A 19413-nucleotide genomic window follows, 5' to 3' on the forward strand; every position below is an offset into this window, starting at 1 on the left:
CGGTTAGCCGGGCTTCTGCGTGACAGGGTGCATCCGCGCCGTCTCGCCCGAGGATCCGTTCTGCTCCAAGGAGCCTTGGTGCTGCCATTCCTGCTGCGCGCGTTCCCGGCTGCGCTTCTTCTTGCGCGACTGGGTGAAGCTCTCCATCGCGTACGCCGACGACAGGCTCGCGATCAGGCCGAGTGCCAGTGCGACGGCGGCGAACCGGACCTTGCCGCCGGTTTTCGGCTCCGCGTTGGTCGGCGCGATGATGTCGACGGGTGTGATGAACGTGGAAGCCGGGGCCTTGAGGGCCTCCTGGCTCTGCTTGAGCTCGGCACGGGCCTTGTCGAGCACCTTGGCGACGGTGTTCTTGGCGTCGTCCGGGGTGCGCGCCAGCGAGACCACCACGATGAACGGCCCGGTCAGCTGGCCGTTGCCGATCTCGTACCCGATCTGCTTGTTGCCGCCGACCAACTGCTCCTGCACCGTCGGGTCCTGCAGCTTCTGGATGATGATCGTCGCGGACGTGTTCAAGCTCGCATCGAACGCGAGGAACGGGTTCACCCGATCGGCCGGTCCGCTCTGCTCGGCGGCCACCCGCGGCCCGTCCGTCGGGGAGGTGAGCACGATGGTGCCGCTCGACTCGTACTCGGTGTCCACCGTCATGTACACACCGGCCGCGAGACCTATGGAGACGGCGAAGACCGGCACCGCGACGCGCCAACGGCGCAGCAGCACCTTGATCGTCTTCCAGAAGTCCATCTCGTCCCCGATCGGCGGCAGCCCGTGTGCTTCTCTTCTCGAGCAATCTGCGTGACCGGGTCTCGCGTTACGCGCCGCAATCCCCCTCACAGGCACAGTTCACTGGCTAACGGGCTGTGGTCGTCCGGCGATGTCGTTGGCAGTGACCGGCCCTGGCTGAGAGGTGGCGAGCCGTGTACGTCGCCTCGACGCGCAGTCCAGGTAGGACACCGAAGGTTTCCGGCCGGTTGCCCGGAACCGTTTTCGCGCTGGGCGCGGTCAGTCTGCTCACCGACATCTCCGCCGAGATGGTCACCGCGTTCCTGCCCGTTTACCTGATCTACACGTTGCAGATGAGTTACGTGCAGTTCGGGTTGCTCGACGGGTTGTACACCGGTGCGACGGCGGTTCTCCGGCTCGTCGGCGGTTTCGTCTCCGACCGGACCAGTCGGCCCAAGCTCGTTGCGCTGTTCGGATACGGCCTTTCTGCCGTCACCAAACTGGTTTTCCCGGTGGTCGGGGCATCCGCTTTCGGGATCGGCGGAGTACTCGCCACTGACCGCGCGGGCAAAGGGATCCGGACCGCTCCCAGGGACGCGCTGATCTCACTGGCCACCCCGCCGGATCAGCTCGGTGCCGCGTTCGGCGTGCACCGGGCGATGGACACAGTCGGTGCGCTCTGTGGTCCGTTGCTTACTTTCCTGATCCTGAGCCAGATCGGTACCGCGGCCGGACCGGTGTTCGTGGTCAGCTTCGTGTTCGCCGCGATCGGTGTGGTGGTGCTGCTGACTTTCGTGCGCGAGCGGCGGTCGAAGGTCAACCGGTCGAGGGTCTCGCTGAAGGCGGGCGTGCGGTTGTTACGGGACGCGCGGTTCCGGCGCGCCACGATCGCCGCCGCGCTGCTCGGGCTCGTCACGATCAGCGACGCGTTCGTCTTCGTTGTGCTGCAGAAGGTTTCGGACATTCCGGTCGGGTTCCTGCCATTGCTGCCCTTGGGGACCGCCGCTGTCTTCCTGCTCGGCGCCGCGCCGATAGGCCGAATGGCCGATCGGTTCGGTCGTTGGAAAGTGTTCTTCGCCGGGCACGTGCTGCTGCTTGTCACATATGCGATGTTGCTCGTCCCGGATGGTGGATTCCTCGCTGTGGGGATCGCGTTGGCCGCGCACGGTCTGTTCTACGCCTGTACGGACGGTGTGCTGTCCGCGTACGCCAGTGGGTTCGTGCCAGCCGACCTGCGGGCGACCGGGCTGGCGACCATCCAAACCGGACAGGCCCTGACGCGGATGCTGTCATCGGTGGTGTTCGGGGTGATGCTCGCCGGGATGGCCATGTCGAGCGTTGTCATCGCGTTGGTGGCCGTGCTGATCGCGGCCCTGGTCGCGGTCGCGTTGCTTGTGAGGTCCGCTTGAAGGCTTGGGTGTCCGGGCACCGGGTGCTGGTCGGTGTCATCGCGATCGTGCTCCTCGTACTGGGTGGTGGCGGGTATGTCGCCTATATCGCGGTGCGGCAGCCGGCGGCGAGCGAGGCCGCGCCCGCACCGAAGATCGGCGACGTCGTGTACATCGACCTCGACGGCGGGCAGGACCGGGTGACCACCCTGAGACCCGATGGGCAGCGGATCGCCAGCGGCCTGCGCTGCCAGCGGTTCCACCGCGCGGGCGGGACGTCGGTGTGCCTGCGGCTCGCCGGGCCGGGGCCCACCTATGAGGCCGCCGTCCTCAACGCCGATAACAGTGTTGTCAAAACCGTTCCGCTGCCCGGAATCCCGAGCCGGGCTCGAGTGTCGGCGTCCGGCAATATCGTGGCGTGGACCTCCTTCGTCACGGGCGACTCGTACACCGTGCCCGGTGGGTTCTCGACCCGAGCAGGCTTTCTCGACCTGCGCACGGGTGCGGTCACCGATTCGATCGAGCACTTCGACGCCACGGTCAACAACCGGCCGCTGAAGGCCGCGGATGTCAACTACTGGGGCATCACGGTCGCCGCCGACGACAACACGTTCTACGCCACGTTGGCGTCCGGCGGCCTGAACTGGCTGGTCAAGGGGGACTTGACGGCGAAGACCGCGCGGAGTGTCCGGCAGAACGCCGAATGCCCGTCGCTCTCGCCCGACGGCACCCGCGTCGCGTACAAGAAGCGCCCGACACCGCTGGACAAGTGGAGCCTCGTCGTGCTTGACCTGCGCACGAACAAGGAGATCACGTTGCCGGAGACGTCCGGTATCGACGACCAGGCCGTCTGGCTCGACGAGAGCACCCTGGCGTTCGGCGCGGTCAAGGGTGAGCCCCGGACCGCGGTCTATTTCGTGCCCGCGGACGGGTCGGCTCCGGCCAAGGCCGAGATTCATAACGCCGCTTCACCGGTATCGGTGAAATAGTGGAGGCTGTGGGCGAACCTGTGGTCAGTGTCGTGATCGCGGCACACGACGAGGAAGCAGTGATCGCGCGGTGTCTGCGGTCGCTGACCAGTGGGGCGAAGCCGGGCGAGTTGGACATCATCGTGGTGGCCAACGCGTGCGGGGACCGGACCGCGCAGATCGCCAGAGCCGAGCGGGCCCGCGTGGTGGAGACACCGGTCGCGGGCAAGGCGCACGCGCTCGGCCTCGGTGACGCGGAGTGCAGGGTCTTTCCGCGGCTCTACCTGGACGCGGACGTCGACATCGACATGGTTTCGTTGCGCCGCATGCTGACCGCCATCGAACGCGGCGCACTGGCGTGCTCACCCGTGCCCGTGTACGACCTGAACGGTGTTTCCGGTGTCGCGTCCCGTTTCCACCGGGTGTTCGACCGGCTGCTCGCCGGGCGGCGTGGACTGTCCGGCGCCGGGGCGTACATGCTCAGCAAAGAAGGACACGGCCGGGTGTTCCCGTTGCCGGTCGTGATGTCCGATGACGGCTGGGTGCACCGTTCGTTCTCGGCCAGCGAGCGCCAGTCGGTCGAGGGCGCGCGGTCCGTGGTCCGCCCCGCCCGCACGGTCGGCGCGGTGATCCGCAGGCGCGCCAGGGTCCGGCTGGGCAACCGTGAGCTGGATCGCCTGGGGCGCAAAGCCGAGGAGGCGCCGATCGGAATGGGCCAGTTGGCAACGCTGGTTCGGCAGCGACAGGTCCGCGTACTGGATTCCTTGTGTTTCCTCGGGGTTCTGCTGGCCGACAAAGTCGTGGCGCGGTGGCGCAGGATCCGTCGCACCGATGCCGCGTGGTCGGCCGATCGCAGTTCTCGTTAGGCCATTCTGCCTATCCCGCAAAGGTAATTAACAGTTTCCCGCCGGCGAGGGTGAGTCGCTTACTTGCCCGAACGGACGCATTTGCTGTTGTTTCGCCAAAGCGGTAACCCCGGCCCTCTCCGCGACGACATGAGGAATGTCGGCCAGAACTGAGGAAGAGGACACCAAGGTGAACCGTGGGCATGTGCTGATCATCGTCCAGAACCTGCCGGTGCCCTTGGACCGCAGGGTCTGGCTGGAATGCCAGGCGCTCACCGCGGCCGGTTTCGACGTATCGGTGATCTGTCCAAAAGGGCCGAACGATCCCGGGTACCAGGAGCTGGCCGGAGTCCACATCTACAAGTACGCGCCGCCGCCGCAGGCCAAGGGCGCGCTCGGCTACCTGCTCGAATTCGTCTACTGCTGGCTGCGCACCGCGCGGCTGACGGTGAAAGCCTGGCGCAGGCAGCCTTTCACCGTGATGCAGGCCTGCAACCCGCCGGACACGTACTGGGCGCTCGCCCGGTTGTGGCGCGCCCGTGGCGTCAAGTTCGTGTTCGACCACCACGACCTCAACCCCGAGGTGTTCCGCTCGCGGTTCGGCGAGCCGAAGGGGCTGGCCGCCCGCGTCCAGCTCGCCGGGCTGTACTGGCTGGAACGCAGGACCTTCCACACCGCGGACCGGGTGATCTCGACCAACCAGTCCTACCAGCGGATCGCGTGGGAACGCGGTGGTGTACCACCGGAGCACACGACCGTGGTCCGGTCCGGCCCGGACACCTCCACGATGAAGCCGGGCGAGCCGAAGCCGGAGCTGCGCAACGGTCGCGAGCACCTGGTGGCGTGGCTCGGGATCATGGGCCCGCAGGACGGGGTCGACGGTGTGCTCGAAATCGCCCACAAAGTGGTCAAGGAGCACGGCCGCGAGGACGTCCAGTTCGCGTTGATGGGGTTCGGCGACTGCCTCGAGGACCTCAAGAAGCAGTGCACCGAACTAGGCCTGGACGACTACGTCACGTTCACCGGACGCGTCGGGCCGAAGGAGATCGCCGACTACCTGTCCACCGCGTCGCTCGGGCTCTCGGCCGACCCGCTCAGCCCGCTCAACGACGTGTCCACAATGAACAAGACGATGGAGTACATGGCGTACGCGCTGCCCGTCGTGGCCTACCGTCTCACCGAGACGGTCGTGTCGGGCGGCGACTGCGCGGTGTACCTGGAACCCGGCGACGTCGACGGGTTCGCCAAGGCGGTCGTCGACGTGCTCGACGACCCGGCCAGGCGCAAGGAACTCGGCGGGGCGGGACGTGCGCGAGCCGAGCAGGTGCTCGACTGGCGGCCGCAGGCCGAGGCGTACGTCGGGGTCTACGAATCGCTGTCCGGCCTTGCCCCGGAACTCTCCGTGCCGCCGTCACGGCCGGCCGTTGTCTGAAAGGCAGCACATGTTCGCCAGACGCATCGCGGTGGTCGGTACCGGCTACGTCGGCCTGACCACCGGTGCCTGCCTCGCGTCACTGGGCCACCGGGTGGTCTGCGGTGACGTGGATCCGCAGAAGATCGAACGGCTGAGACGGGCCGAGGTGGACATCCTCGAACCCGGGCTGGCCGAGCTGGTCGCCGAGGGGCTGGCAGCGGGCAGGCTGTCCTTCGTGGTCGGTGCCAAGACCGCGATCACCGAACACGAGGACGGCGCCGAGATCGTCTACCTCTGCGTGCCGACGCCGATGGGCGTCGGCGGTGTGGCGGACCTGGCAATAGTCGAGTCGGTGATCGACGAGGTCCGCGGTCTGCTCAAGCCGGGAACGGTGATCGTCAACAAGTCGACCGTCCCGGTGGGTACCTCGCAGCGGACCATCGAGCTGCTCAACCGCTCGGACGTGTCGGTGGTCAGCAACCCCGAGTTCCTCCGCGAGGGCACGGCGGTCGAGGACTTCCTGAACCCCGACCGGGTCGTGGTGGGCTCCGACGAGCAGGACGCCGCCGAGCGCGTGTCCGCTTTGTACGCCCGCCTCGGCGCGCCGACGGTGCTGACCGACGCGGCCAGCGCGGAACTGGTGAAGTACGCGGCCAACTGCTTCCTGGCGATGAAACTGTCCTATGTGAACGCGATGGCCGAGCTATGTGAACGCCTTGGCGCCAACATCGCGGACGTCACCGAGGGCATGGGGTACGACCGCCGGATCGGCCAGGCGTTCCTGTCACCCGGCCCCGGCTGGGGTGGTTCCTGCCTGCCGAAGGACACTTCGGCGATGCTGCAGGTCGCCGACGCGGCCGACTTCGAGTTCCGGCTGCTGCGGGCCACGATCGACACCAACGAACGGCAGCGCCAGCGGATCGTCGAGAAGATCCGGTTCGCGGTGACCGGCAAGCGCGGCGGCTCGTTGTCACACGTGCGCCTCGGCATCTACGGTTTGACGTTCAAGGCCAACACCGACGACCTGCGTGACTCCCCGGCGTTGGCTGTCGCGGCCTTGCTGCGTCAGGCAGGTGCCGAGCTCGTCGCGTACGACCCCGCTGTGCGGTCGGACAATCTCCGCCCGGAGATCAGCTCGGTGACCGTGGTCGACGACCCGTACCTGGCAGGCAAGGAAGCGGACGCGCTCGTGATCCTGACCGAGTGGCCGGAGTTCCGCACGCTCGACTGGTCCGAGCTGGCGTCGGCGGTCCGCAGTCCGATCGTGGTCGACACCCGCAACCTGCTGGACAAGGACACCCTGCGCCGCGCCGGTTTCACCTGGACCGGCCTAGGCCGTTAACCCTCTCACGGGGTTTTCAGCGGAACTTGCGGAGGACTGCTTTGAGTTGGGGGGCGATCGGCGACGACTTCGCGGCGTCGACGGCGGCTCGGCGCAACCGCCGGGCCGAGGTGCCCAGCCCCGACGTGATCGCCCCGATGCACACAGTGGACGAACCGGTCATCGCGCGCCGCTTGTACTCGTCCTCACCGCGGCCGAGGTCGATCCGGGTGATGCCGAGTTGGGGCGCGGCCCGCACGACTTCGCGCAGCAGGACCCACCCGGGCGAGTACGAGCCGAACTTCCGCTCGAACACCGGGAACCACCAGTGCAGCACACCGTCGGCGCGGATCCCGAAGTGCGCGGCGAGCAGGTGCGGCCCCGCGTACACAGTGGACAGCAGGCCCAAGTCCGATGCCATCAGCCGGTGCAGCAGTTCGCGGTTGGCCGGATCGGCGAAGTGGTCCTTCGCGCCCGTGGACGCGTACTGCTCGCGTTTCAACGCGATGACCTGGTCGAGCCCCACGTCGGTCTGGACGGTCGAGCGGACCTCGCCGAGTTCGCGGTTGGCCTTGTTGGTCAGCCTGCGCGCCTCGGACATCTTGTCCCGGCCGCTTTTGTCCACCCGCTTGAGGTAGCCGTCCAGTCCACCGGAGATGTCCATGAACGGCGAGACCCGCCGTTGCTCGATCCACGGCTCCAGGTCCCGGTACCCGTCCAGCAGGTGGTCGAACGCGATCGACCGGACACCGGCCGCGGCGAGCACCGCCTTGGGCGAGAACCGGACGCCCGGTTCGACGACCGGTCCTTGGAAGTCCGCGCCGGGTGACCCGGCCGGACGCGCCGAGCTGCCGGTCTTGTGCAGCGGCCACAGGAATCCGTCACCGACGAGTACGTCGACCGGCCGTCCGGCGTTGACGGCGCCGACGTACTCCGGGGTGAAGTACGGACTGTCCCACCGGGAATCACTGGCCCTGATCGATCGCCATGTCGCGAAGTCGTCACCGGTCAGTGCGCCGAACGGCACGAGTCTCATTGCGGCAGAACCCTCCGCCGTCGCGACGGGTTCAGCAACGCCGTCAACGCGGCCTTGGCGGTCGGCCTGCCTGCCAGCGCCCGGATTGCCTCGCCGACCACGACAGCCGCGAAGTACCCGGCCCACGCGAGGAAACCGTAGTGCCGCCGGACCACCGTGGTCCGGTTGACGGTCAGCAACGCCCACAGCATCGGGTTGGTCCCGGACTCGCCGCCGTCGTGCTCGAAGACGGCGTCCGGCGTGTACCACGTCATCAGGCCCAGCCGACCGGCCCGCAACGCGAAGTCCGTTTCCTCGCCGTACAACAGGAAAGTCTCGTCCCACTTGCCTGCCTGGCGGACCGCTTCGGCGGACAGCATCAGCACGCCACCCGTTGCCCACGCCGCAGGGCCGGGAACGTCGTACCGGCGCGGATCGGTGATCAGCTCACCGAGAGTTCCCCACCGGCCCGCGCGAGTGCCGCCGATCACGGCCTCGGCCCACGCGCGCCGCACAGTCGGCGGACGTCGCAGTGACGGCTGCAGGCTGCCGTCCGGGTTTTCCAGTCTGGGGGCGGCGATCCCGACGCCCGGACGGTCGAAGGCCTTGGCCAGCCTGGCGGCCGCGCCGGGCCGGACGCGGACGTCCGGGTTGATCACGAGAACGGCGTCGTACGTGCCCAGTGCACCGATCCCGGCGTTGACCCCGGCCGCATACCCCGCGTTGCGGCCGATGTCCACCACGCGGACTGGAAGTTCGGTGAAGTTCTTGGCGATTTCGCACGTCGAATCACGGGAAGCGTTGTCAGCGACGACGATCTCGGTCACCTCGACCCCGTCGAGCCCCGCGGGCAAGGAGGCGAGACAGGTACCGAGAGCGTCCGCGCTGTTGTACGTCACAATGACGACGGCGACTCTCACGCCCACCTCATCGCCCCGGGCCACGAGTGCGTTTCACCATGCCCGCGGCCAATCGCCGCGCCGCCCGGCGCACCCCTGGCTGCCCGGCGAGCACGTCGGCTGTCCACGATGGATCGATGTCGTGCCGCAGGCTGGTCCTGGCCTGCACCCACGAATCCGGCGCCGCGGCGCCGCCGTCACTCGTGTAGACCAGATCGGCGCCCGCATGGCGCAACCGGTTCAGCACCAGTCGGTCGTACGAACCGAACGGCACGGCGACCCTGGTGACCGGGTGACCCGTGATCGAGGCGAGGACTTGGGGCGCTGTCACCATTTCCTCGACCGCTTCGTCGAAGCCGACCCGCCGCCAGTCCCGGTGCGACCAGCCGTGCGACCCGATCCGCATCCCGGCGGCCAGCAGTTCGCGGACGTCGGCCCGGTCGAGTCTGCCCGGTTCGCCGAGCAGACCGGCGAGGACGAAGAACTCGGCGGTCAGGCCGCGTTCCCGCAAGCGGGGCAAGGCGATCTCGACGTCTGAGCTGTTGCCGTCGTCGAACGTGATGCGCACGTCCGGCCGGTCCACGACGGCATCCACGACCTGCTCGAACTGTTCGACGGTCACCCATGTGCCGTCCTCGCCGGGATCCAGGTCCCTCGACGGTTTCCCGATGCCGTGCACGGTGAGGTTGATGACCTTTGCTGGCATCGGGTGCCCTTCTCGCGGCGAGCTGTCCACTCGGGTATCGGATCGGGGAGCCGGGTATTACCCCTTGACAGCCGCTATTGGTCTAGTCCACCGTCAATGGTGCCGACCGTAGTCGGTCGCTTCCGGTCCGTTGACTGCCGCCAGAGACGCCCGGGAGCGGACTCCGCACACCCTGCTTGCTGGAGGACAAATGAAAATCATGCGGCGAATCCTGGTCGCCGCCACGGCCGTGAGCATGGCCGTCGGCCTGGCACCACCCTCGTCCGGCGCGGCGAACGCCGCGGTGAACCCGATCCTGGCCTCGCCCTACCTGTACCAGTGGAGCAGCCCGCCCAACCCGGTGACAGTGATGCAGCAGACCGGGATCAAGGCCTTCACGCTGGCGTTCATCCTGTCCAACCGCACCTGCAACCCGATGTGGGACGGCAACAGGCCCCTCACCGGCGCGGACATCACCAGGGTCAACCAGATCCGGGCGGCGGGCGGCGACGCCCTCCCGTCGATCGGCGGCTGGTCGGGCAACAAGCTGGGCACCTACTGCTCGACGGCGCAGGCGCTGGCAGGCGCCTACGTGAAGGTGATCGACGCGGGCAAGTTCACCGCGATCGACCTGGACATCGAGAACACCGACGAGTTCCAGAACGCGGCCGTGCAGGACAAGATCCTGAACGCGCTGAAGATCGTCCGCGAGCAGCGGCCGTCGGTGAAGATCGTGATCACGATCCCCGCACTGGTCAGCGGCCTCGACACCTGGGGCAACCGGCTGGTGCAGCGGGCCAAGGACCTCTCGGCCCCCGTCGACGTGTGGACGGTGATGCCGTTCAACTTCAGCTCGGGCGGCGACATGGTCGCGATGACCAAGTCCTCGGTGACCGGACTGAAGGACAAGGTGAAGTCGGTCTACGGCCTGACGGACGACGCGGCGTGGCGCCGGTCCGGCCTGTCGTCGATGAACGGCCGCACCGACACGGGAGAGATCGTGACCGCGGCCAACTTCCGCTCGATCGTCAGCTGGGCCAACTCGGTCCACCTGGCCAGGGTCTCCTTCTGGGCGCTGAACCGCGACTGCAACAACTGCGGCGGGATCCCGCAGGGCCAGTGGGAGTTCACCAAGGCCAACGCGACGGTGACCGGCTGAGCCCGCCGCACCCGTCCTGAGGACCGGCCGTCGCCAGGATCGCCGAGCACGACCGGGACTCGCGAGTCGGCGGGGAAGTGGTCCACCTCGGCCGCCTGGACCCGGTCATGCCCGTGCTCGACGGAGAACGGCGCTGCCCTCGCAGCGCCGTTCCCGCGAGGCGCGTCAGCTCTCCGAATACTGGGCCGCGTGTGAGCGGGCGGCCGACTTGTCAGCGGCCTTCCTGCGCATCTTCGGAAGCATCAGGATGCCGAGCGCGGCGAGCAGGAAGCACACGCCCTCGGCCAGCGTCGCGACCGTCGACGTCTTCGCGCCTTCGCCGAGCACGACGTAGCCGATGCCGATGGCGACGATCGGGTCGGCCAGGGTCAGCGCGGCCACCACGAGGTCCGGCGGGCCGCTGGCGTGCGCCTGCTGGATGAACCACACGGCGACCGGGATGGACAGGACGGCGCCGATCAGCGAGCCGGTCGGGAAGTCGGCCGGGTTGCCGTGCTCGAGGCTCAGCGCGGCGAGCCGGATCACGACCGACGCGAACCCGAACACGACCCCTCCACCCGCGGCGAACGCCAAGCAGCGGACCAGCCCGTGCCCGATGCTGCCGACGAGGCCGAGCACCATCAGCAGCAGGCCGACGATCATGGCGATCAGGACGGCTGTTTCGTCGGACACCCGCGTGACCTGCGCGTTCGACGCGGCCAACGACGTGAAGCCGCCGACGCCGAACACGATCGCGGCCAGCGACAGCCAGGTGCCGATCGACGGGTTCACGCGGTCGCGCCGAGCGGTGGCGACCGTGGTCACCGCGATGCCGAGCACCCCGATCGGCTGGATGACCGTGACCGGTGCGAAGGCCAGCGCGCCGAAGTGCAGTGCGCTGCCGATCACGACGGCCAACTGACCCAACAGCCAGCGGCGGTTGCGCAGCAGGTCCAGCAACGAGGCGAGGCTGACGAGCTTGCCGTTCTGCTTGTCACGGACAGCGGTGTTCTGCCACAACGCCCCGAGCCCGTTGAACACCGCACCGGCGACCGCCAGAGCGAGCGCCAGCCATAGCAGACTTCCCACAAAGTCAGCCTATGGTGCACAGACCGCTCACACCGGACGATATTTGTGCTTCCTAGGTCACAAACAGAACTCGGACACCTGCTGCGCGCGCTGCTCAACGGGCCAGACCATCGCTACAGACGCGCTGGCGGCGCGTGGCGTGACCTACCAGCAGGAGCCTCGTGACGGCTACGGCCGCAGTTTTCGCTGGTCAAATCGTTGTCAATGCGGGTGCATCCGATCAGGGGTAGTCAACGTACCCTCAGAAGCTGTAGAAAACAGTGCGCCGGATGGCGTAACCGCTTCGACCTGTCGGTCGCCGCGCATCCATCCGGCGCACCAGCGTGTCGCCTCGGGTTCCATCACACCCGATCGACACTCTGGCCGCTCGTCCTGCGAGTGGTTGGCACAGCCCCTCGTTGTGCCAGCCAAGGCGAAGCAGCCAGTGGGGGAGCCCCGGAGCCGCGGGGGCATCGCGGCACCGGGGCCCAGGTCCCGACCTGACCGGGCGCGGTCGGCAGGTCGGGTGGCTCTGGGAACGTTCACAACAACGCGACGGATACCCGGAGACATACCTCGCCCCTGTGAGACGAACTCAGGGCAGAGTTATGCCGCGAAAACGTGAAATCAGTCAGGCGGGGTCGCTGGCAGCCCGGCGGACCGGCTGACCTCGGCGAACGCCTCATCCCGATGCGGCAGGCCCGCCTGCGGCGCAACCAGCGGGGTGTGCGGAGTGAGCACCGCGAGCGCGGACCGGCCGTCCGAACCGCCGTTGCCGCCTGCCGACGCGGTCGGGGCGGGCGCGGCCGGAGGGATCGGAGCCGACGGGCCCGGCCGAGGGCCGGGCGTGTTGTCACCGGGCGCGACCATGTGCGCGACGGCGACCGGTTTGGTCTGCGGAACGGGCGCGGCGGACAGCTGCGTCGTCCGGCGAGCTTCCTGTCGCAGGCGCGGGTGCTCGGTCACTGGAGCGTCGACCGCAGGTGCCGTCGGCGCGGCAGCCGGTTCGGCTGCGGGCGCGACGGCCACGGCGGGAGTCTCGACAGCGGCGTGGGCGGCGGTGTCCTTGGGTTGCTGACTCGGCGCCTTCTGCTTGAGCAGGTCCTTGACCTTGTCGGGCAGGGGGTCACCGGTGTCACCGTCGTCGGACGGCTGGGGCGTCAGGATCTCCGACGGGATCTGCGCCACGCCCCCGACGACCGTGGTGACCGTCTTCACGACGCCGTCGACGGTCGTGACAACCGTCTTGGTCACGGTGTCGACCGTGCTGGTCACTGTCGTGGTGACGGTGACGAGGGTGTTGTCGACCGTCGAAGTCACCTGGCTGAGCAGGCCGTCGACCAGGCCGCCCGTGCCGGACTTGCCGCTCTTCTTCGCGGGTGCCCTGGCCGGTTTCTGGTGCTGGGATTGGTCCGCTGTGATGCCGGGGATCTTGAGCAGGCCGGTCGGATCGGCCGACGCCGTGCCGCTGGTGAGCAGCGTGGTGGCCAGCCAGCCCACTGCGGTGAACCCGGCCAGCATGACGAAGCGCACGACGAGGCGACGCAGCGTCGTGCCGGCGCCACGCGCCTGACCCGAGCCGGTCACCAGGACCACCACCGTTTCCACTGACTCAAAACACCCTGACGCGGATCGCCGAACGCGCCCCGCAGTCACATCGCCGGATGAAACCCTAGCTTCGCGGACGCCGCCCGGAAAGGCGGATCTCATTGTGCGGCCCCGGTGTGTCCATTCGGCGACGATCACGGTGCGTCGCATTCACCGAACTGGGTGATCCTTCTAGTGCGACTGGGCGAGTGCGCCGATATCCGGCCACTGTGTCCTTCGTGGACACTCAACGTGCGATGCGGCTGTCCGAATGGGTGAGCCGATGGCAATGGCGCATGCCGGACCTGGTCTTGCACGATCCAGACGGGCCGAGGGAATGCCTTGTCCGTGCGGGGCAATTGGTTGTCGGACCGGACGCGGTCCAACCGGTCTCCGACGAACTGCGCCGGTGGGTCGACCGTATTGACCCAAGCGGACGCATCATCCTCCGCGACGAATTGCGCGACCGCCCCGTCGAAGTCGCCGCGGACATCACCGACCGCTGGCCCGCGGCCCCCAACCACGTGCACATCGGTACCCCGATCATGCTCGGCACCCCGACGTGGATCGGCGGACCGGAGATCCTCGACATCCCGGGGCCCCGGCCACCCGAACCGGAAACCTGGGACCCACCGGTCACCGTCGCGGTGCTCGACACCGGCCTCGACCCACACCCGTGGTTCGCCGCGCGCCCGTGGCTCACCGAATGGGGCCTGCACCCCGAAGTACTCGACCACGACATCGACGGCACCCCCGACTGGCAGGCCGGACACGGCACCTTCGTGGCGGGCGTCCTGATCAGCAACGCCCCCGGCGTGACAATCCGCCACCACAGAGTCCTGTCCTCCATGGGCCTCACCGACGACACGACGGTGGCCGCGGCGATCCGGGCAACCCGCGCCCGAGGCCACATCGACATCACCTTGATCACCTCAGGCTGCTACACCGCCGACAACCGCTGCCCGCCCACCCTCGAACACGAACTCACCCAAGGCGACACGGTGGTAGTCGCCGCCGCGGGCAACGGCGGCAGCAGCAGGCCATTCTGGCCCGCCGCCCTCGACACGGCTGTAGCCGTCGCAGCCACCGACGAAACCGGCACAATCGCGGCATTCTCCAACCGGGGACCCTGGGTGAACGCCACGGCGCCCGGCGTCGACGTCACATCCAGTCACGTACGCCTGAAAACGGGCACGGAAGGTGTCGCCCCCGGCACCGAAGCCCGCGAATACGGCGTGGCCCGCTGGAGCGGAACCTCCTTCGCAGCCCCAAAAATAGCCGCCGACCTGGCAAACCTCATGCGCGAAGGACACACCCCAGACCAAGCCCTCGCAACTCATTCACTCGGACAGCCAACATTGTGAACGCGATTTAGCAACGACCACTGGCACGCACAGTCGCGGACGCGCTACTCTATGGAGGCTCGCCCCCTCCCCCTCGGCGAGCCAAACGTCCCCGCTCCCCGGGACCCCCAGCCGGGTCGAGCGGGGACGTCCTATCGCTCCAGAGCCTTGGTCGCTCGCTTCCCTCGCTTCCCTCGGCTCTGGACTTCTCCTTTGTTGGGGGGCCGAGCCCCCCAAACCCCCCACGGTGCGAGCTCCTTCCGATCCAGCGCTGGGTACTTTCCGCTTGGACCAGCGGGGCGGCTTCGCCGCCCTTGCAGGCGCCTGCGCAGGGCAGGCGGCCCTGCGCGCAAGCGCAGAGATGGGCTTCGGGGGTGTCTCCTGCCCGTCGGCCTGGGCGAAGCCAACCACGGGCTGTCAAGAGGTCGGCCTACCCGAAGAGCCCCAGCGACAGCCATACCGATCCTCTTGACAGTCCGTGGTTCCCTGGGGCAGGTCGACGGGCAGGAGGCGCCCGCGCCTCACAACCCCGGGTCATAAAAGCATGCGCTGGGAAGAACGCGGCGCGAAGACCTCCTGCCCAGAGGTCTGCCACCCGGCGAGGGACCCTCTTTTGTCTTGAGGGAACAAAACCCCGACCTCAACCCGACAAGCGCAGCCCAGAAACCCCCACGCCTTTCTTGAACCAAGATATTCATGCCCGGATTGAGCCGGGATGTGTCAAATCGAGGACGCCAGGACGAATGCCGTCAAGACGAGCGAAATTAGCTGTCCGTAACCGGGTTCACTCTAGTGGGTGGGATTGGAAAATTTTGGAGCGTGTTGCCGGTCGGGGGCGTCTGAGCTGGCATGGAGGCGCTTGATGAACAGGGTTGGCGGGAGCTTGTCGTTGCGCATGGGCCTACCGTTTGGGCTGTTGCACGGGCTTTTCGGCTCAGTGCTGCCGATGCCGATGATGTTTTTCAGACCGTTTGGCTCAATCTCGCCGAGCACCTCGGGGACATTCGGGATGCTGGGAAGGTTTCGGCTTGGTTGGCCACCGCTGCCAAGTGGGAATGCCTTCGAGTTCTGACCGTCCGGCGGCCTTTGCCTGTTCGGTGGTTGCCGGACGTCGCGCAGGACGGGATTGAGCACCGCGTCATCGCCGAGGAGCGGGATCGGCAGCTGTGGGCCGCTTTCGAGGCGTTGCCCGAGCGGTGCCGGCGGCTTCTTCGGCTGTTCGTCCACGTTCCCGAATTCACCTATGCGCAACTCGCCGATGCGGTCGGTCTCCCGGTCGGCAGCGTCGGGCAGACCAAGACCCGGTGCTTGCGGTCGCTGCGGGTCAAGCTGGACAGGTCTCTTTTCGGCCGGGTCGATCCCATGCCGGACGTGATCGCCGTGCCTCGGGCGCACCCCGTCCCGAGGCTGCGGACCCAGACCGCGGTGCTGACCAGGAACGAGCCGTCCACGTTGCGGTTCGCCGATCACCGGTACACCGTTCACGTGGAGATCGGGACCGCGTTGACCGGGATCGTGCTGCCTCGCGTGGATGTCCAGGTGTGGTGGCCCGACGGGATGATCAGCGTCGACGTCGACCGCAACGGGCTGTTCAAGGCCGACGTGCCGCAAGGACCGGTCCGGTTGTCGGTCGACGGAGTGGTCACGGACTGGTTCGTCCGATGAGCCACGCCCAGGCGCTCGAAGCGGTCGAGCGCGGTGACTTCGTCCGGGCGCTGGCCGAGGCCCGCACCGCGCTCGCCCGGCCTGGCGCCGATTTCGGGCAGGTCCACCTGACGATCGCGTGGATCGAGCTGGAACGGGGCAACGCCCGCGCCTGTGCCAGTGAGCTGCGCAGGGCGGCGGAAAACGGTGCCGCGTCGGGCCGGGTGCGATGCCTTGACGGTCTGCGGCTCTGCGCGATCGGCGCTTATGAGCGAGCCGTGGCGGAACTGTCGGTGGCCATGGAAGCTCTGCGTGAGGATCCGCGATGGTTGGCGAACGCGTTGACCGGCCGGGGAATCGCGCGCGGCTATCTGTTCAGGCTCGCGGCGGCCGATCGTGATTTCGCCGCCGCGGCGCGGGTTCTGGGTCAGTTGGACGAGCACGAGCGGGTGGCGACGTGTGTTCACAACCGTGGTTTCGTCGCACTCCAGGCCGGAAACCTGCCGAAAGCGTTGGAATTGTTCGAGCAGGCGAGCAGTGGACTGCGGTGCGGCCGTGCCGAGGCGTTGATCGACCACGCGTCGGCGTTGCTCGCGGCGGGGATGACCCGTGACGCGAGTGCCCTTCTCGCCCAGGCGGAACCTTTGCTGGTTGGGCGGGAGAGCCGCCTGGCGGAAGCTGTGCTGGCAGCTGGGTACTGCGCGTTGCGAGCGGGCGATGTCGATCACGCGGCCAGCGAAGCCAAACGGGCGCAGGACCTTTTCCGGACCCAGCGCAGGCCCGCCTGGACGGCGGCAGCGGACGCGTTGGCGTTGCGGACAGACGTGATCGACGTGGCCGCGGCGAAACGTGTGGCGAACCGGTGCGTGCGCTGGGGAAAACGGACGGAAGCGGCGGAGTTGTTGCTGGCGGCCGGGAAACAGGCGCCCGAGTTGCTGGTCGAGCTCCAGGCCGAGCGCACCGCCAACACCGCGCGGTTGCGTGCGATCGGCTGGCTGGCCAGAGCGAAGTCGGCCACCACGAACCAGGCGCGCATCGCCGCCTGTCACGCGGGCATGCGTGTGGTCACCGGGTACGCGACGGTGATGGGCGCGGGTGCGCGGGAACTGGCGGCCGAACTGGCATCGGTGGCCATCAGGCACACCCGTCGTGCGCGGACGGTGTTCGCCTGGATCGAACGGCAGAGGATAACGGTGTTGCCGTTGGTGGACACGGCCGATCTGGTCCAGCTCAGGGCCGCCGAGGCGCAGGGTGACGTGACCAAGGCCGTTCGTCTGGAAGACCGGATTCGCCGCCGCGCTCGGGTCACGCGCCACGAGTACGGGTTGGCGGCGCTCACCGAAACGCTCGGTGACCGGATGCTCGTCAGCTACTCGTCGCACAACAACGAACTGCTCGCATGCACGGTCGCCGACGGGCGGATGCGGGTTCACCATCTCGGTCCGCTCGACCCGGTTGCCATGAGGTTTTCCGCGCAGTTGGGCGATCAGTTGGACAACCAGATCATCGCGCCTCTGCGCGTCGGTGACCGTTCGCTCGTTGTCATTCCGGCCGAGGGTATGTCCGGGATGGTGTGGGGAGCGCTGCCGTCGTGTGCCGGGCGTCCGATGTCGTTGGCGTCGTCGGTCGCGGCTTGGGTACGGGCCAGCCGATCCCGGCCAGGGCAAGGGGTGTTCGCCGCTGCCGGGCCCGGATTGGCCCATGCCACTCGTGAGGTCGCCGCCATCGGGTTCACCCGGGTCGAGTCCGAAGTGGATGCCGTGCTCGGTGCGATGGACGGTGCTGATGTCGTGCACATCGCCGCGCACGGGAAGTTCCGGCACGACGCGCCGATGTTCTCGTGCCTACGGCTGTCCGACGGGCCGCTCTACGGCTACGACCTCGCCCGGCTCACCCGTGCACCCAGGGTCCTCGTCCTGTCCGCGTGCGAGGTGGCCAGGGCGGAGGTCTTCGCCGATGTCCTGCTCGACCGCGGCGGTCAGGTGCTGATCGCGAGCACCGTCGCGGTTCCCGACGAGGCCGCCGCCGACCTCATGACCGGGTTCCACCGGCTGCTCGACGCCGGTGCGGCGCCCGCCGACGCGTTGGCGGGCGCGCAGCGCCGGTACGGGCACCTCGGGTTCAGCTGCTGGGGTTCGGGTTGAGCTTGTGCAGCCGGGCCACGGCCTCGTCGAGCACCTCGTCCTTCTTGCAGAAGGCGAACCGCACCACGTGCTGCCAGTTCTCCGGCGTGTCGGTGAAGACCTGCACGGGCACACCCGCCACGCCGATGCGTTCGGGCAGCTCACGGCACAGCTGCAAGCCGTCGGTGAACCCGAGCGGCCGCACGTCCGCGCACACGAAGTAGGTGCCCTGGCTCGGGCGTACGCCGAAACCGGCGTCGGTCAGCCCGGCGACCAGGCGATCGCGCTTGGATTGCAGCTGGGTCCGCAGGCCCGAGACCCACGCGGCCTCGTGGCGCAGCGCGTGCGCCACAGCGGGCTGGAACGGCGCGCCGCCGACGAAGGTCAGGAACTGCTTGGCCGCCTTCGCCGCCGCCACCAGCTCCGCCGGTCCGCACATCCAGCCGATCTTCCAGCCGGTGCAGTTGAACATCTTGCCCGCGCTGGAGATCGTCAGCGTCCGCTCGGCCATTCCGGGCAACGAGCCCAACGGCACGTGCTCGAGGCCGTCGAAGACCAGGTCCTCGTACACCTCGTCGGTCACGGCGATCAGGTCGTGCTCGACGCACAGCTCGGCGATCGCGGTCAGCTCTTCGCGGGTGAACACCGTGCCGGTCGGGTTGTGCGGGGAGTTGATCAGGATCAGCCGGGTGTTCGGCGTGATCGCCGCGCGCATGGCGTCGACGTCGGGGGCGAACCGGCCGGTTTCCCGGTCCTCGGCCAGCGGGACGACCCGGCGGGTAGCGCCGGACAACGCCACGCAGGCCGCGTACGAGTCGTAGTAGGGCTCGATCAGCAGCACCTCGTCACCGGGACTGACCAGGCCGAGCAGTGCGGACGCGACCGCCTCGGTCGCGCCCACTGTGACGAGGACCTCGGTGTCCGGGTCGAAGCGGGTCCCGTAGCGGGTCCGCTGCTCCACGATGGCCTGTCGCAGCTCGGGGCGGCCGAGGCCCGGCGGGTACTGGTTGATGCCGGAGCCGATCGCTTTCTGCGCCTCGGCCAGCATCGACGCGGGCCCGTCGGTGTCCGGGAAGCCCTGGCCGAGGTTCACCGCACCGGCTCTGGTGGCCAGTGCGGTCATCTCGGCGAAGATGGTCGATGTGAACGGCTGAAGCCGTGGAGTCAAGGCAGCACGCACGTTGAGTCATCCTCACGGACAATGGACCCGTGGAGCAACTGGGTCCCGTCCCCGGCGCAGCCGAGAAGCAGC

16 protein-coding genes are annotated in these 19413 nt (G+C 68.2%); 9 read left to right on the forward strand and 7 right to left on the reverse strand.

The genetic code is table 11. From position 1 onward, the window contains the following. Positions 1–3: 3 nt before the first annotated feature. Positions 4–744: a hypothetical protein gene (locus ALI144C_RS45285; RefSeq protein ID WP_076993412.1), complete on the reverse strand. Its 741-nt coding sequence runs from the start codon at positions 742–744 to the stop codon at positions 4–6. 173 nt (positions 745–917) lie between these two features. Between ALI144C_RS45285 and ALI144C_RS45290 the strand changes: the two genes are divergently transcribed. From ALI144C_RS45290 to ALI144C_RS45310, 5 genes are all read left to right on the forward strand, one after another. Beyond that, entirely contained in the window at positions 918–2132 is a 1215-nt protein-coding gene (locus ALI144C_RS45290) for an MFS transporter (RefSeq protein ID WP_076993413.1), read from the forward strand. After that, entirely contained in the window at positions 2129–3100 is a 972-nt protein-coding gene (locus ALI144C_RS45295) for a PD40 domain-containing protein (RefSeq protein WP_076993414.1), read from the forward strand. Before ALI144C_RS45290 ends, ALI144C_RS45295 begins: the two co-directional genes overlap by 4 nt. Before the next feature lie 8 nt (positions 3101–3108). Then, complete coding sequence (locus ALI144C_RS45300; protein ID WP_168211512.1) at positions 3109–3945, forward strand: glycosyltransferase; 837 nt, start codon at positions 3109–3111, stop codon at positions 3943–3945. Positions 3946–4114: 169 nt separating this feature from the next. After that, entirely contained in the window at positions 4115–5356 is a 1242-nt protein-coding gene (locus ALI144C_RS45305; protein ID WP_237774618.1) for a glycosyltransferase family 4 protein, read from the forward strand. Positions 5357–5366: 10 nt separating this feature from the next. Beyond that, entirely contained in the window at positions 5367–6680 is a 1314-nt protein-coding gene (locus ALI144C_RS45310; RefSeq protein ID WP_076993416.1) for a UDP-glucose dehydrogenase family protein, read from the forward strand. Between the two features lie 16 nt (positions 6681–6696). Here ALI144C_RS45310 and ALI144C_RS45315 read toward each other — a convergent pair whose 3' ends face one another. From ALI144C_RS45315 to ALI144C_RS45325, 3 genes are read right to left on the reverse strand one after another with little or no spacing between them, the layout of a single operon-like run. Further along, a complete protein-coding gene (locus ALI144C_RS45315) occupies positions 6697–7695 on the reverse strand; it encodes a GNAT family N-acetyltransferase (RefSeq protein WP_076993417.1) in 999 nt (332 codons plus the stop codon). Beyond that, positions 7692–8594: a glycosyltransferase family 2 protein gene (locus tag ALI144C_RS45320; RefSeq protein WP_076993763.1), complete on the reverse strand. Its 903-nt coding sequence runs from the start codon at positions 8592–8594 to the stop codon at positions 7692–7694. Before ALI144C_RS45320 ends, ALI144C_RS45315 begins: the two co-directional genes overlap by 4 nt. 7 nt (positions 8595–8601) lie before the next feature. Then, positions 8602–9279: a polysaccharide deacetylase family protein gene (locus ALI144C_RS45325; RefSeq protein WP_076993418.1), complete on the reverse strand. Its 678-nt coding sequence runs from the start codon at positions 9277–9279 to the stop codon at positions 8602–8604. A 190-nt stretch (positions 9280–9469) separates the two neighbouring features. Here ALI144C_RS45325 and ALI144C_RS45330 point away from each other — a divergent pair, with 190 nt between their 5' ends. Then, entirely contained in the window at positions 9470–10417 is a 948-nt protein-coding gene (locus tag ALI144C_RS45330; RefSeq protein WP_143231252.1) for a chitinase, read from the forward strand. 165 nt (positions 10418–10582) lie between these two features. On the opposite strand, the gene ALI144C_RS45335 is transcribed toward ALI144C_RS45330, so the two are convergent. Both ALI144C_RS45335 and ALI144C_RS45340 read right to left on the reverse strand, forming a co-directional pair. Further along, positions 10583–11485, reverse strand: a complete 903-nt coding sequence (locus ALI144C_RS45335; RefSeq protein WP_076993419.1) for a hypothetical protein — start codon at positions 11483–11485, stop codon at positions 10583–10585. A gap of 606 nt (positions 11486–12091) precedes the next feature. Then, positions 12092–13072: a hypothetical protein gene (locus ALI144C_RS45340; protein ID WP_143231253.1), complete on the reverse strand. Its 981-nt coding sequence runs from the start codon at positions 13070–13072 to the stop codon at positions 12092–12094. A gap of 218 nt (positions 13073–13290) precedes the next feature. Here ALI144C_RS45340 and ALI144C_RS45345 point away from each other — a divergent pair, with 218 nt between their 5' ends. The 3 genes from ALI144C_RS45345 to ALI144C_RS45355 all read left to right on the forward strand — a co-directional run bounded on the left by ALI144C_RS45345 (position 13291) and on the right by ALI144C_RS45355 (position 18182). Then, positions 13291–14415 carry a S8 family peptidase gene (locus ALI144C_RS45345; protein WP_237774619.1) on the forward strand — a complete coding sequence of 375 codons (1125 nt, stop codon included), beginning with the start codon at positions 13291–13293 and terminating at the stop codon, positions 14413–14415. An 828-nt stretch (positions 14416–15243) separates the two neighbouring features. Further along, a complete protein-coding gene (locus tag ALI144C_RS45350) occupies positions 15244–16059 on the forward strand; it encodes an RNA polymerase sigma factor (protein WP_076993422.1) in 816 nt (271 codons plus the stop codon). Continuing rightward, the gene (locus ALI144C_RS45355) at positions 16056–18182 is read left to right on the forward strand and encodes a CHAT domain-containing protein (protein ID WP_076993423.1); all 2127 of its coding nucleotides are present in this window, start codon (positions 16056–16058) and stop codon (positions 18180–18182) included. The genes ALI144C_RS45350 and ALI144C_RS45355 overlap by 4 nt, the downstream gene beginning before the upstream one ends. Here the strand turns inward: ALI144C_RS45355 and ALI144C_RS45360 are convergent. Then, entirely contained in the window at positions 18160–19284 is a 1125-nt protein-coding gene (locus tag ALI144C_RS45360) for a pyridoxal phosphate-dependent aminotransferase (RefSeq protein WP_237774646.1), read from the reverse strand. The genes ALI144C_RS45355 and ALI144C_RS45360 overlap by 23 nt on opposite strands. Positions 19285–19413: the final 129 nt, after the last annotated feature.

The sequence above is a fragment of the Actinosynnema sp. ALI-1.44 genome (assembly GCF_001984155.1).
Classification (GTDB): Bacteria; Actinomycetota; Actinomycetes; order Mycobacteriales; family Pseudonocardiaceae; genus Kibdelosporangium.